The 15018-nt window shown below is 68.7% G+C and carries 8 protein-coding genes; 6 read left to right on the top strand and 2 right to left on the bottom strand.

The window, feature by feature from the left end; all coding sequences use genetic code 11:
- Positions 1-4 precede the first annotated feature (4 nt).
- Positions 5-256: a hypothetical protein gene (locus AB0I34_RS10050; RefSeq protein WP_360442471.1), complete on the top strand. Its 252-nt coding sequence runs from the start codon at positions 5-7 to the stop codon at positions 254-256.
- A gap of 63 nt (positions 257-319) precedes the next feature.
- Entirely contained in the window at positions 320-1570 is a 1251-nt protein-coding gene (locus AB0I34_RS10045) for a GGDEF domain-containing protein (RefSeq protein WP_360442468.1), read from the top strand.
- Here AB0I34_RS10045 and AB0I34_RS10040 read toward each other — a convergent pair.
- A complete protein-coding gene (locus AB0I34_RS10040) occupies positions 1567-3012 on the bottom strand; it encodes a methyltransferase (protein ID WP_360442465.1) in 1446 nt (481 codons plus the stop codon). The two genes, AB0I34_RS10045 and AB0I34_RS10040, sit on opposite strands and share 4 nt — an antisense overlap.
- Before the next feature lie 7 nt (positions 3013-3019).
- Positions 3020-6673 carry an NPCBM/NEW2 domain-containing protein gene (locus AB0I34_RS10035; protein WP_360442462.1) on the bottom strand — a complete coding sequence of 1218 codons (3654 nt, stop codon included), beginning with the start codon at positions 6671-6673 and terminating at the stop codon, positions 3020-3022.
- A 208-nt stretch (positions 6674-6881) separates the two neighbouring features.
- On the opposite strand from AB0I34_RS10035, the gene AB0I34_RS10030 reads away from it, so the two are divergent.
- The 4 genes from AB0I34_RS10030 to AB0I34_RS10015 all read left to right on the top strand — a co-directional run bounded on the left by AB0I34_RS10030 (position 6882) and on the right by AB0I34_RS10015 (position 14992).
- The gene (locus AB0I34_RS10030; protein ID WP_360442459.1) at positions 6882-8162 is read left to right on the top strand and encodes an alpha/beta hydrolase; all 1281 of its coding nucleotides are present in this window, start codon (positions 6882-6884) and stop codon (positions 8160-8162) included.
- Positions 8163-8409: 247 nt separating this feature from the next.
- Positions 8410-11151 carry a type I DNA topoisomerase gene (topA, locus tag AB0I34_RS10025; protein ID WP_360442456.1) on the top strand — a complete coding sequence of 914 codons (2742 nt, stop codon included), beginning with the start codon at positions 8410-8412 and terminating at the stop codon, positions 11149-11151.
- Positions 11152-11184: 33 nt separating this feature from the next.
- Complete coding sequence (locus AB0I34_RS10020) at positions 11185-11616, top strand: transcriptional repressor (protein ID WP_360442453.1); 432 nt, start codon at positions 11185-11187, stop codon at positions 11614-11616.
- A gap of 580 nt (positions 11617-12196) precedes the next feature.
- Complete coding sequence (locus AB0I34_RS10015) at positions 12197-14992, top strand: glycoside hydrolase family 2 TIM barrel-domain containing protein (protein WP_360442450.1); 2796 nt, start codon at positions 12197-12199, stop codon at positions 14990-14992.
- Positions 14993-15018 lie beyond the last annotated feature (26 nt).

The raw sequence follows: 15018 nt of genomic DNA, 5'->3' as shown, positions 1-15018 counted from the left end.
TTTCTTGCGCGAGACGTCGGGGGTGACGGCGCGGATCGCGGCGGCGATGACACGGGCCCAGTCGGGGAATCCGGCCGAGGCGGCGACCGAGATCAACCGGTTGCTGGACGAACTCGGGCCGGAGCCCACGCACGAGCGCGCCGCGGCCGAGTACGTGCGGGCCGTCGCCGCGCACCACGGCACCGACGCGATGGAGGCCCTGGACGCGGTCGAGGCCTGTATCCGGGTCGCGCGGGCGATCGACGAGCCGGGCTAGGAGGCGAACGCGATCGCGATCCGGATCGTCACGCTGATCCGGACCGGCGAGGGTGGCGACTCGGTGGCGGACCTGGTCGCGGCGGAGAACGCGCTGTCCCGCACCCGCGACCTCGGCCTGGCCGGCTGGGCGCACACCGGCCTCGGCTACGCCTACGACCTGCTTCGCCTGTACGAGCTGTGCATCCCGCACTTCGAACTCGCCGCCGAGGGCGACCACGACCCGCTGGGGCTGGCCGAGGCTCCGGCGATCAACCGGCTCAACCTGGCCGAGTCCAACCTCCGCTGGGCGCACGAGCTCGAGCGGCTCGGCGACACGTCGTACGGCGAGGAGATCGCCGAACGCCGCCGGGAGGCGCGCCGGTGGGCCGGTGAGGCGATCCAGGTGATCGTCCGCGCCGACCTGCTCGGGTACTGGCCGATCGCCGGGCGGATGTGGCTGGCCGCCGGCAACGACGACAGCGAGGCGGCCGAGGCCACGGTGATCCTGAAGGACTGCCGGGACCAACTGGCGAAGCTGGGCGACCCGGAGCTGGCCGCCATCGCGGGTGCCTATCTGGCCAAGGCGTACGCCGCCATGGGTCAACTCGACGATGCGATGGAGGCCGCGGACCGGGCCGGCACGGATCTTCCACCGACCTCGGATCCGCCGGTGGAGGCGTTGATCCGGCACACCGCCGTACAGATCGTTGCCGAGTCAGGCGACGCGGGAGCCGTGACAGGCCTGCAGTACGCACGGGCGATCACCAGGGGCTGGTGGGCGGAGCGGCTGCGCGGTCTGTACGCCGTACGGACCGCACTGGCCAACCACGAGCTGTCGATCAGGCACGACGCGGAGTGGCGTGCGGCGCGCGAGGATCCGCTGACCGGTGTGGGCAATCGGCGGGCGCTGGACGAACGGATGTCGGTGGCCCACGACGCGGCGCGGTCGGTCGCGGTGATCGCCATCGACGTCGACAACCTGAAGGTCATCAACGACAGCTACGGGCACGCATGCGGCGACGCCGTACTGCGCCGGGTCGGCCAGCTCCTCACCGAGCAGTGCCGGGCCGAGGACGTGGTCGCACGGGCCGGCGGCGACGAGTTCGTGGTGGTGCTGGACAACCCGGACGAGCGCGGCGCGCGGGAGCTGGTGGAGCGGATCAAGTCCACGGCCGAGAGGGTCGCGGCGAGTGCGATCGAACCGTGGTTCACGATGCTGCGGCTGAGCATCGGCCAGGCCAGCAGCACCGACGGCATCGCGGTCGCCGAACTGCTGACCGAGGCGGACCGGCGGATGTACGCCGAGAAACGCCGCCGCCGGGGACAGGCCTAGTAGTCCAGGAACCCTTCGACGACCAGGCGACGGATCTGCGGCAGGTAGTCCTGCAGAACTTCGACCGCCGGACGGTCCAACAGGTCGGCCAGGGCAGCGAGGATCTGCCCGGCGCTCAGGTCGCCATCACACGCACCGACGAAGCCGGCCATCACGGTGTCGACCTGCTCCGCCCGCCGCATCCCTCGCTGGCGCCGCAGCACGATGGCCGCCGGATCCTCCGCGCCTGGTCGTCCGGTCGTCTCCTGGATCACGTCGTCCGCGACGACCAGATGCAGCCCGGTCAGGTCGGCCGGGATTCCCTCCGCCCGCTCGAACCGCCGCAGTACGTGCGGACCGATCGGCTGCTCGATCTCGTACGGCCACTCCTCGGCGTCGAGCGTCCCTGCCACGTTGTGCAAGGTGATCCAGCCCATGCCGATCGCTTCCACCGCCTGCGCGTCCAGCCAGCGCATCCAGGCGTCGTACTGAGCGGTGTACGACGGCGTGCCGGGGACACCGGCGTCGCGGAGCCAGAGTTCGACGTACTCGGAGGGGTCGAGCCGCTCGCGCTGCACCGCCCAGGCGGACCGATCGCCTGTCCACGCAGCGATCCGGTCACGCCAGTCCTCGCCGCGGACGTACGTCCAGTTGGCGAGCAGCTGGCACCAGCCGCCGTCGGTCAGGTGGTTCGGCGCCTGCCGCACCAGGTGCTCGACGAGCGTGTCGCCGGCGAATCCGGTCTCGCGGTACGTCAGCTGATCGTCGCCCGGCGGTGAGATCACGTACGGCGGGTTGCTCACGATCAGGTCGAAGCGCTCGCCCCGGACCGGTTCGAACAGACTGCCTTCGCGGACATCGACCTCGATCCGGTTCAACGCGGCCGTCCACCGGGCCAGCCGGAGCGCGCGCGGGTTCACGTCGGTCGCGACGAGCTGGTTGACCCGGTTGGACAGATGCAGTGACTGGATCCCGCTGCCGGTGCCGATGTCGAGAGCCCGTTCGGCCTTGATCGGCACGGTCAGGTTGACCAGGCTGAGGCTGGCTGACGAGATCCCGAGAGCGTAGTCGCTGCGCATCGGCTCACGACGCCCGTCCAGGCCGGGCGTCAGGTCCGCGATCACCCACCACTGCCGGTCGTCCTCGGCGTACGGCCTGATGTCGAGGAGGGCCCGGGCAGAGCCGTCGTCGATCGCGATGATGCCGAGAGCAACCAAATCGATGCCCGGAAAAGCCTGCAGGACAAGAGATTCCGGTACGTCGCGCTGCAGCAGGAACAATCTGATGATCGTGTCCAGGGCGTCGCCGGACGAGGTGCGCCGGCCCGCGAGAGTGGTCTCGTTGCGGGCCAGCGCACCGTTCGCCTGAGGACCCAGCCGGGCGGCCACTCCGTCGACCGTGTACCCGGCTTGTGTGAACGCCTCATGCAGTGCGTCCACGTCGGTCCCCGTCAGTTCGTTCATCCAGCCATTATGGGTTGCAGCTCAGCTTGGCCTCCGCCCAGTCGGCGTGATCGCTGGTGACGCCGTCGCCGCCGTCGGTGACTTGCAGCGTGAGCGTCTGGCCGCCGGTCACGTCCACCGAGACGTTCGCGGTCGGCGACGTGCCGGTGAGCAGGTCCGAGGTGTACTTCGCGGTCCCGTCGACGAGGACCTTGAAGCTGACCTTGCCGCGGTCCTCCATCTCGTCGTCGACCCCGGCCTTGGCGGTGAAGGTCGTGCAGTTACCGCCCATCCGGACACTCACCGACGACGCCGCGTGAGTGCCGAGCCCTTTCGCGTACTGCACGCCGTCGAGGGTGATCGGACCGCCGTCGCCGGCGCCGTCCTCGCCATTGCTGTGGTCCCGTTCGACCGGACCCCAGCCGTTCGTCGAGTCGAGGAACTCCAGGTCGCTCACCCACTGCTCACCGGTCGGTGCCGGAGGCAGCGGTTTGTCGGCGATCGTGGCGGCGAAGAACCCGAGCCCGCCGCCGGGCAGCTTGATCGCCTTCACCGTCTTGCCAGGATCGAGCGGCACGGCGGTGTAGAAGACCCGGTAGTCCGTGGTGGTGTTGGCGAGACCCGCCTGGGTGTAGCGACCCTTCACCGACACCGCCAGCTTGGCGCCACCGGTGGCTGGGTCCTGACAGCACCAGTTCGGGAGCTGGAACGTGCCTAGGGACTCCGTCCCGTCGGTGTAGATGATCGTCACCGCGCCGCGGGCGTTGAGACTCGCGCCTGCGCCCAGGAGGGCGAGATGCGAACCGGTGCCGGAGACAAGGATCGGAGCGGGCTGGTTCTTCACCAGGTTGGGCGTGCCGGGTGCTCCGGTCGGCCAGGTGAACTCGGCATCCTGGACGGTCACCGTCGCGCCAGGTGTGTAGCCGGCGGCCGCGAGTGCCTCGCCGTTGTAGCTGTTGCCGGATCCGTCGAAGTTGCCTTGGGCGTAGGTCGTCGCGTCGCTGATGCCGACAACATTCGCTGCCTGGGACAACGATGCATAAGGCAACTGAGCTGTCGCGACCGCAGTGTTCGCGTAGCTCTCGCCCTGCGCAACATACGACGCGGCCAGCTCCAGCGTGAAGCTCGCCGGTTTCACATCGGCGCCTGGAGTGACCTGCAGCTTGGTCGTGACGGTCTGTCCGGGCTGGACGGTGTCGAACACCTTCTGCCCGGCGACGGTCCAACCAGCCGGCGGCTGGAGCGCCAGGTTCACGTCGCGCATGGTGGTCGGGCTGCCGTTGCGGAATGTCGCAGTCACCTCGGTGGCCTGGCCCGGAGCGTTCCACAACGACGGCGTGGTGAGCTCTGGCGTGCCGAAGGTGTTCGCCACATCGGGACCACCGACGGAAGACGTCCCGCTGAGTCGGACCACCGCGGTGCGTGCGGTGGAGATCGGTGCGGTCTGTACCCGGACCACTCCGTTCTCGTAGGTCCAACTGGCCTTGCGGCCGTCCACGGTGACCTCGCGCGGTGCGGTGCCGGTGTGGACCGTCAGCTCATACGGACGGGTTACGGGCTTGCCTGCGTACGTCCCGACACTCGTGCCGATCTTCACTGTCACGTCGCCGCGGGACTGCTGCGGCGCGTCGACCGTGAAGGTCTGGGTGGCGGAGTTCTGCGAACGAGTGACGCGATCGTCCTCATAGAGGCTGAACGACGACTTCCCCTGCGGGTAGATATCGAGAGTGAGGCGATCGCCGAAACCCTGCTCGGCGGCGGAGTTGATGCCCTGTTTCCACATCGGTACGACGGCGCCCGCCTTCACGAACAGCGGCAAGGTGTCGAGCGCGGCGTGGTAGCCGTTGATGGTCGTCGGACCCTGGTAGACCCGGCCGGTCCAGTAGTCGATCCACTGGCCCTTCGGCAGGTAGATGCCGCTCTTCACCTCGTCCGCACCCCACATCGGCGCGACCAGGAAGTCCTGACCGGCGAGGAACTCGTACTTCGTGGTGTCGTCCCACGTCTTCGGGTCGTTCGGGTACTCCAGCACCAGCGACCGGTTCAGTGGTGCGCCGGTCCGGTGCGCCTCGGCGGCGTACGTGTAGAAGTACGGCAGCAGGCGCTCGCGGAGCTTGAGGTACTTGCGGTTGATCGAGGTGTACGGCTCGCCGTACGCCCACGGCTGCTTGATCGCCGGGGTGGCCCAGCCGGACATGGTCATGAACGCCGGGTTGAACACCTTCCACTGCATGTCGCGCACATACGAAGTGGCCGAGCCGCCGAAGATGCCGTCCACGTCGCCGGCGCTGTAGGCGATGCCGGAGTTGCCGGAGCCGGTGATGGCGGGGATCTGCCACTTGATGGCGTCCAGCGAACCGCTGTGGTCACCGGTCCACTGCACCGCGCACCGCTGCGCACCGGCCCAGCCCTCCACCATCCAGGCGAAGCCGCGGGCGTTGCTGTACTGCTCGATGCCGTCATGTGCTGTGTCGCAGGCGCTCAGCGCGTAGCGGTAGCCCGGACCGACCCAGGCGACGTCGAGCTTGCGCACCCGCACTCCGGCCTCGCCGACCTCGTCCGGCTGCCGGTCCAGCGACGACTGCGTCCACAGACCCATCTGGATGTCGCGGTCGCGCAGCGCATCACCGGTCTGCTTGAGCGCGGGGATCTCCCGCTTGCCCCACCAGGTGCCGTCGACCTGCTCGGAGTCGGTGTTGTCGGAGTAGCCGCAGCCGTAGTCGTCGTTGACCAGCATCCAGCCACCGGGCATGTCCTCGTCCTTGAACCGCTGCGCGACCTTGACCGCATCCAGCGTGGTCACCTTGTCCGGGTGCACCTTCCAGTCGTTGCTGGGATCGGGGTCCGTCCCGTAGTGACCGCGGTTGTAGCAGTCCGAGTCGCCGTACTCGAGTCCGTAGATCGGCGGCATGAACGCGCGGCCGGTGAGCTCGGTGTAGCGGTCCAGTGAGGTCTTGAGGTCGCCGATGAAGTAGTACGCGTCGAACCGCTTCTCGTCGTGCTTGGTGACGACGGGATCGGTGAAGCTGTAGCTACCGGGGCTGAAGGTGTTCCGCAGTACGCCGTACCCCGCCGTACTCATGTAGTACGGCGACGCGTTCGGGTTGCCGCCGTCCTCCCAGTTGAAGTCGCGGGAGATGGTGATGGTCTGGTCGCGGTGCGAGAAGCGGCCGTTCTGCATACCGCCGCCGAAGAACTGCTCGCTCGGTCCGCGGCCCAGCGACTGGGTGGTGGACGTGTCGTTCCAGGACAGCGGAGCCGTCTCGGCCCAGACCAGTTGGCCGTTGCCGCGGTAGACGCTGAACTTGAGTGGATGCTTCTGCGCGCGGACCTCGACCTTGCCGCTCGTGAGCGAGTAGTACGAGCCGCGGTCCCGCCAGGACGTGTGCGGCGTGCCGTAATCGGTCTTGGTGACGATCGTCGACGCGGGCTCGCTCGGGTCGGTGGGCGGCGTACCGGCCGGATCGGTGAAGTTCCCGTCGGGCGCCAGCCAGAGCCGGAACACGTCGTCCTTCAGGAAGACGACCCGGACCTTCGCGGCACCGGCCGTCAGTGTGTACGTCGCCTGGTCGGCGGTGAAGCCGGTGACGTCACCGAGCGCGGTGCTGTCGGCCCGCGCTGGAGCGGCCGTGTGCACAAGAGCGCCGGCGATGAGAGCCAAGGCGACTAATGAACGTTTCATGCGGGCGGAGATGTTCACGACTGCCTCACTTCACGCATCTATGAACAAGAGTGCGCTTATTGAAGCTCACCCGTCGGCGGTTGTCATCAGCTCGCCGTCATGAAGTTGAGACGAGGTCGCTATCACGGGGTGAAATGTGGCCGTGACGATGAGTCGCATGGCGAACAGGCGTCCCATCCGCACCACCAGTCACACAGTCACCAGGTCTGTGACACGACGCGGTGTGTTGACGGCCACGCTGGCCGCAGGCTTGGCGATGGCCGCTCCCGGCGTCGCCCGAGCCGTTCGGTTCGACCCGGAGCAAGATGACCCCGACTTCCACCCGGTGACCTTCGAGCTACCGGCGCCGACCGGGCGCAAGGCGCTCGGGACGACGGCCGTCCATCTGATCGACCAGACCCGGCCGGACCCGAGCATGCCGAGCGGCCGGCGGGAGCTGATGATCAGCATCTGGTACCCGGCCTCCGTGGTCGGCTCCGCGCCGTTCGCGAAGTACATGCCGGCCCGGACCGCCAAGGAGGTGGACAACACCTGGACCGGTGAGTACGGCCTCGCGCTGCCATCCGGCTCGTTCGACTTCGCCGGTACCGAGACGCACTCCCGCATCGACGCGCCGATGCAGCCGATGCGGCATCCCGTCGTACTGTTCTCTCCCGGCTACCAGTACAGCCGTTTCGTGAACACCGCACAGGTCGAGGAGCTGGCCAGCCGCGGGTACGTCGTGGTGACGATGGACCACAGTCACGAGACTCCGGTCGAGTTCCCGGGCGGGCGGTTCCTGCCCGGTGTGCCGGCGTCCCAGTTGCCGGATCCGGTCCTCACCCGGAAGGCGGTCGAGACCCGCACGGCCGACGCGCGGTTCGTGCTGGACCAGCTGGAGCTGATCGCCGCCGGGCAGAATCCCGGTGCCGAGGGCAACGACCTCCCGCCGGGGACGGCGGCCGGGCTCGACCTGCGCCGGGTCGGCATGTTCGGGTTCTCGCTCGGCGGCTACGCGACCGCGAACACGCTGCTCGAGGACCGCCGGATCTCAGCCGGCCTGGATCTGGACGGTACCTTGCAGGACGACCCCGCGCAGGGGCAGCTCGGCGAGGTCGCGCGCAAGGGTCTGGACCAGCCGTTCCTGCTGTTCGGATCGGACACCACCCAGCGGACCGATCCGGACCAGGAGAACTACGACAAGTCCTGGGCCGGCTTCTGGGAGGCCCAGCGCGGCTGGAAGCTGAATCTCAGGCTGGCCGGCGCCAAGCAGAAGGCGTTCACCGACTACCAGTTCGTCTTCGACCAGTTGTTCCGTTCGATCTACGGCGACGACCCGATCATCACCTCGGTGATGACGGCCCTCGTCGGCACAGCCGACCCCGCGCGCAGCGTGCTCGCGCAGCGCGAATACCTCGTGGCGTTCTTCGACCAGACCCTGCGCCGGCGGCCCGGGCTGCTGCTGAGCGGCGACTCCCCGAAATACCCGGAGATCCGTTTCGCCCGCTGAGACGGCGTACCCTCGGGACAGCATCGGGGGTCGGAGGTGGCCGCGCCGCGACGCGCGACGACTGTGGGTGGTTCGCCACTTTCTGAAACCCTGGGAGGCGGACCGGGGGTGGCAGCGGTTACCGTGCGTTGAGAAATGTGTTGCCGTCGGCCGTACCCTGTCCTCGGACGGGGTCGGTCTGTGCCCGGGGGAACAGACGTCCGGTCATGGACGTTGCCGCAGGACGAGAGCGAGAGCAAGGAGCGCAGTGGCAGGGGCAGCAGGGACGAAGACATCGGCGGGCAGCCGCCTGGTGATCGTCGAGTCGCCGAAGAAGGCGCGGATGATCGCCGGCTTCCTGGGGTCCGGATACGTGGTGGAGTCCAGCTTCGGCCACATCCGCGACCTGCCGAGCGGGGCGGACGAGATCCCGGCGAAGTACAAGGGCCTGCCCTGGGCGCGGCTCGGCGTCAATGTCGAGGACCACTTCGACCCGCTGTACGTCGTACCGGCGGACAAGCGGGCCCAGATTCGCAAGCTGAAGGACCTGCTCAAGGGCGCCGACGAACTCTTCCTGGCCACCGATGAGGACCGCGAGGGCGAGGCGATCGCCTGGCACCTGCTGGAGGAGCTGAAGCCGCGGGTCCCGGTGAAGCGGATGGTCTTCCACGAGATCACGCCGAAGGCGATCCAGGACGCGGTCGGCAACGCCCGCGACATCGACGAGGCGCTGGTCGACGCGCAGGAGGCGCGCCGGATCCTCGACCGGCTGTACGGCTACGAGGTCTCGCCGGTGCTGTGGAAGAAGGTCATGCCGAAGCTGTCGGCGGGCCGCGTGCAGTCCGTCGCGATCCGGATGGTGGTCGACCGGGAGCGGGAGCGGATCGCGTTCCGCAGCGCGTCGTACTGGGACCTGGACGCCACTCTCGACGCGGGCGAGGGTCGCTCGCCCCGGCAGTTCCCGACCCGGCTGATCTCGGTGGACAGCCGACGGGTCGCCCAGGGGCGCGACTTCAGCTCGATCGGTGAGCTGAAGAGCCAGAACACGGTCCACCTGAACGAGGCGACCGCGACCGCGCTGGCCGGCGCGCTGCGCGACTCGCAGTTCTCCGTCCGGTCGATCGAGTCCAAGCCGTACACCCGCAAGCCGTACGCGCCGTTCCGGACCACCACGCTGCAGCAGGAGGCCGGCCGCAAGCTCGGCATGTCCGCCTCGCAGACCATGCAGATCGCCCAGCGGCTCTACGAGAACGGCAACATCACCTATATGCGTACGGACAGCGTCACGCTGTCCGACACCGCGATCACGGCGGCCCGGGCCCAGGTCCGGGAGCTGTACGGCGCGTCGTATCTGCCGGACAAGCCGCGCGTCTACACCTCCAAGGTGAAGAACGCGCAGGAGGCGCACGAGGCGATCCGGCCGGCCGGTGAGGTCTTCCAGACCCCGGCGCAGACCGGTCTGTCCGGTGCGGAGTACCGGCTGTACGAGCTGATCTGGATGCGCACCATCGCGTCCCAGATGAAGGACGCCGAGGGCCGCAGCGTCTCGATCCGGATCGACGCGACCGCGTCGAGCGGGGAGAAGTGCGAATTCACCTCGTCCGGCCGGGTGATCACCTTCCACGGCTTCCTGAAGGCGTACGTCGAGGGCGCGGACGACCCGTCCGCCGGGACGGACGACCAGGAGACCCGGCTGCCTGACGTGACCGAGGGCGACGTACTGCCCGCGGTCGAGGTGCTCGCCTCCGGGCATGAGACCAAGCCGCCGGCCCGCTACACCGAGGCCACGCTGATCCGGGAGATGGAAGAGCGCGAGATCGGCCGCCCGTCGACGTACGCGACCATCCTCGGCACGAACGTGGCCCGCGGGTACATCTACAAGAAGGGCCAGGCGCTGGTGCCGGCCTGGCTGGCGTTCGCGGTCGTGCGGCTGCTGGAGGAGCACTTCACCCGGCTGGTCGACTACACGTTCACCGCGTCGATGGAGGACATCCTCGACGAGGTCGCGGCGGGCAACCTGCAGCGCGAGGGCGTGCTCGGCCGGTTCTACTTCGGTCACGACGATGTCGAGGGCCTGCAGTCGATGGTCAGCGACCTGGGCGACATCGACGCCCGGGAGATGTCGACGTTCCCGGTCGGCGGCGACGACTCCGGGATCGTGCTCCGGGTCGGTCGCTACGGGCCGTACGTCGAGGACAAGGACGAGCGGCGCGCCAACGTGCCGGAGGACCTGCCGCCGGACGAGCTGACCGTGGACAAGGCCCAGGAGCTGCTCAGCCAGCCGTCGGGAGTCGAGCACGAGCTGGGGAACGCGCCGGACACCGGGCTGAAGGTGGTGGCGAAGGCCGGGCGGTTCGGGCCGTACGTGACCGAGGTGCTGCCCGAGGACGCGCCGAAGAGCGCCAAGCCGCGGACCGGTTCGCTGCTGAAGTCGATGACGCTGGAGAGCATCGACCTCGGCGACGCGATGAAGCTGCTGTCGCTGCCGCGGGTGGTCGGCAAGGATCCGGACAGCGGCGACGAGATCACCGCGCAGAACGGGCGCTACGGGCCGTACCTGAAGAAGGGCACGGACTCGCGGTCGCTGTCGTCCGAGGAGCAGATGTTCGACATCACCCTCGAGGAAGCTCTGCGTATTTATGCCGAGCCGAAGCAACGTGGCCGTCGGGCCGCGGCGCCGCCGCTGAAGGAGCTGGGCGAGGACCCGGAGTCCGGCAAGCCGGTGGTGGTCAAGGAGGGCCGCTTCGGTCCGTACGTGACCGACGGCGAGACGAACGCGACCCTGCGCAAGGACGACTCGGTCGAGACGATCTCGCTGCTGCGCGCGGCCGAGCTGCTCGCCGACAAGCGGGCGCGTGGACCGGTGAAGAAGACGGCCCGGAAGTCGCCGGCGAAGAAGACCGCGGCGAAGAAGACGGCGGCGAAGAAGACCGCGGCCAAGAAGACGACCACCAAGAAGGCCGCCGCGAAGAAGACGGCGACCAAGAAGACGGCGGCGAAGAAGTCCTAGTGTCGCTGACGGGAGACTGGTGAGGAGGCCGATGTGACGAGTGCTGTCGAGGTCACCGCGCAGCGGCTGCGGGATCGTGGCGAGCGGGTCACACCGGCGCGGCTGGCGGTCGTCGAGGTGCTCGCCGGCACGGAGGAGCACCTCAGCGCCGAGCAGATCGGCGAGCGGGCGGAGGAGCTGCGTCCGGGGATCCACCGCGCCACCGTCTACCGGGCGCTGGACGCGCTCGGTGAGTTCGGTCTCGTCACACACGTCCACCTCGGCCGCGCGGGGACGACGTACCACCTGGCCGGGGATCTCGCGCCTCGTCACCTGCACCTGCGCTGCTCCGAGTGCGGCACCGTGTACGACGCGCCCGGCGATATCCTCGAGGCCGCCCGGAAGAAGGTCCAGCGCGAGCTCGGCTTCCAGCTGGCCCCCGAGCAGGTAGCCCTCGTCGGCGTCTGCGTGGACTGCCAGACCTGACCCAACCCGCGCCCGCGCCCCGCCTCCCCGAGGCCCCTGGCCCAGCCCCGCGTCCTCGACCCCGCGCCCCGGCCCCGCGTCTCATGGGTTGACCCATCAGAGCGTGGGTTGACCCACTGCCTGCGGCTGGCCGCCCCCCTGTCTCATGGGTCAGCCCACTGCCTGCGGCTGGCCAACCCCATGTCTCATGGGTTAGCCCATCCGAGCGTGGGTTGACCCACTGCCTGCGGCTGGCCAACCCCCTGTCTCATGGGTTAGCCCATCCGAGCGTGGGTTGACCCACTGCCTGCGGCTGGCCAACCCCCTGTCTCATGGGTTAGCCCACCAGATCCCGGATGCGGCTCGCCGACTTCCCGTTTGATGGGTCCGCCCATCAGAGCGGGGGTTGACCCACGGCATGCGGCTGGCTAACCCATCGTCTGAGGGGTCAACCCACGAGACGGGGGACGGGTTGGGGCGGGAGGGGTCAACCCACGAGACGGGGGACGGGTTGGGGCGGGAGGGGTGGGGTGGGGTGGGGTTGTCCATATCTGTTCATCGGTGTGGATTCGTGAACAAGGTTGGCTTAGGGTCGGTGGCTGTGACGGATGACCTGAGCTATGTCGAGGACTTTGCCCCCGGTGCGGGCGTACTTCCCCCGCGGGCCTGGCTGGACGACGACGCGGAGCGGATCCCGCTCAGCGGGGACTGGAGCTTCCGGCTGTCCCCGAGCGTGGCCGACGCCCCCGACGACCTGAAGGACCCGGACACCACCGGGTGGGACACCATCGCGGTCCCGGGGCATTGGCAGCTCAGCGGGTACGGCGCCCCGGCGTACACGAACGTGGTCTATCCGTTCCCGCTCGAGCCGCCGTACGTGCCGACGGACAACCCGACCGGTGACTATGTCCGGACCGTGACGATCCCGGCGGACTGGTCCGGTGCGCGGGTCGTGCTGCGGTTCGAGGGCGTCGACTCGCGGTTCGCCGTCCATGTCAACGGCTCGATGGTCGGCTGGTCCTCGGGTTCGCGGCTGCCGTCGGAGTTCGATCTGACGGAGTTGGTTGCTCCGGGCAAGGAAGCGCGGATCGCCGTCCGTGTGCACCAGTGGTCGGCCGGCAGCTATGTCGAGGACCAGGACATGTGGTGGCTGTCCGGGATCTTCCGCGAGGTCAATCTGCTCGCGCTCAAGCCGTCCGCTCCGACCGACGTCTTCGTCAAGGCCGCCTACGACCATCTCGACGGCGCGGGCACGCTGCTGGTGGAGTCCGACGTACCGGGCACGGTGAGTGTGCCTTCGTTGGGGCTGGAGCTGGCGACCGGGGAGCATGTCCGGATCGAGAAGGTCGAGCCGTGGAGCGCCGAGGTGCCGCGGTTGTACGACGGTGTGCTGCGGACTGAGGGTGGTGAGGTACGGCTGCGGATCGGGTTCCGTACGGTCGCGATCGTCGACGGCGTACTCGAGGTCAACGGCAACCGGGTGCTGTTCAACGGCGTCAACCGGCACGAGTTCCACCCCGATCGCGGTCGCGCGCTGACCGAGCAGGACATGCTGGACGACGTACTGCTGATGAAGCGCGCCGGGATCAACGCGGTCCGGACCAGCCACTACCCGCCGCACCCGCACTTCCTGTCGCTGTGCGACACCTACGGCCTGTACGTGATCGACGAGTGCGATCTGGAGACGCACGGGTTCGGGTACGAGCCGGAGCCGCCGAAGCTGCCGAACCCGGTGATGGACCCGCGGTTCCGCGACGACCTGGTGGCGCGGATGTCACGCACAGTGCACCGGGACAAGAACCATCCGTCGATCATCATCTGGTCGCTCGGGAACGAGTGCGGGATGGGCGAGAACCTGCGCGCGATGTACGACCTGGCGAAGGAGATCGACCCGTCGCGGCCGGTGCACTACGAGCGCGACACCGAGGCGGAGTTCGTCGACATCTACTCGCGGATGTACACCTCGCCGGAGGGGTGTGCGGAGATCGGGGCGGACACCTCGTTGTACCGGAATCTGCCGTTCATCCTGTGCGAGTACGGCCACGCGATGGGCAACGGGCCGGGTGGGTTGCTCGACTACCGCGAGGTGTTCGACAAGTACCCGCGCTGCCAGGGCGGCTTCATCTGGGAGTGGATCGATCACGGCATCCGGACCACGATCGACGGGCGCGAGGTCTACGCGTACGGCGGTGACTTCGGCGAGACGATCCACGACGGGAACTTCGTCTGCGACGGGCTGCTGTTCCCGGACCGGACGCCGTCGCCGGGCATGCTCGAGTACACGAAGGTGATCGAGCCGCTGCGCATCGTTGCTGATGGCAACGGTGGGGTGTCGGTGACGAGCCGGTACGAGGTGCTGGACACGAGCCACCTGACGTTCCGGATGGTGCTGGAGGTCGCGGGTGAGCGGGTCGGCGAAGGCACGCTGCCGGTGCCGGTGCTCGCGCCCGGTGAGACCGCCACGGTCGTGCTGCCGCCGGGCGTGCACAAGCGGGTCGACGGGGGTGAGTCCGAGATCTGGGTGACCGTCACGGCTGAGCTCACCGAGGCCACTTCCTGGGCGGAGGCCGGTCACCGGATCGCCTGGGGTCAGCTCCGGATGGACGAGCCGGCCGGAGAGCCGGCCCGCCCAGCGGGGGTGCCGGCTACCACTGTGGTGGCTGGCGTCGGTGGGATCTCCTTTGGGGATGTGCGGAACGCTCGGCTGGATGTTTGGCGGGCGCCGATCGACAACGACGCGAACCCAGGGGTTGCGGACGCGTGGCGTGAGCAGGGGCTGCATCGGGTGCAGCACCGCATCGTGTCGCAGGGCGAACGCGATGGTGCCTGGGAGGTCGTCACCCGGACCGCGCCGCCTCAGCTGCAGTGGGGTCTCGTCAGCACCTGGCGCTGGACCACTCTCGACGGTGCGGTCGTTCTCGAGCTGAACGTCGTACCTGAAGGTCAGTTCCCGGAAGTGCTGCCGCGGCTCGGCATCACGTTCGAGCTGCCGAAGGTGGAGCGGGTCGAGTGGTTCGGCACCGGCCCGAACGAGGCGTACGTCGACACCCGCGAGGCCGCCGCGGTCGGCAGGTACTCGGCCACGGTCGCCGAACTGCAGACGCCGTACGTCCGTCCCCAGGAGAACGGCCACCGCATCGACACCCGCTGGGCCACCCTCGACGGCCTCCGGATCGAAGCGCTCGGCCCCCTCTTCGGCCTCACCGTCCGCGACTGGACCACCCAGGCCCTCGAGACCGCCGAACACACAGCAGACCTGACCCCCGGCGACACCACATACGTAACCCTCGACATCGCCCAAACCGGCGTAGGCACAGCCGCCTGCGGCCCAGCCCTCCCAGACCGAGACAAACTCGAAACCGCCCCAGCCACCCTCTCCCTCCGCTTCACCCGCTGACAGGTTCGCTGCCTTGCCTCCGGGTA

The organism is Kribbella sp. NPDC050281 (assembly GCF_040655855.1).
Lineage (GTDB): Bacteria > Actinomycetota > Actinomycetes > Propionibacteriales > Kribbellaceae > Kribbella.
Note: the sequence above shows the minus strand (reverse complement) of the source record. Positions and strands in the feature narration are given on the sequence as shown.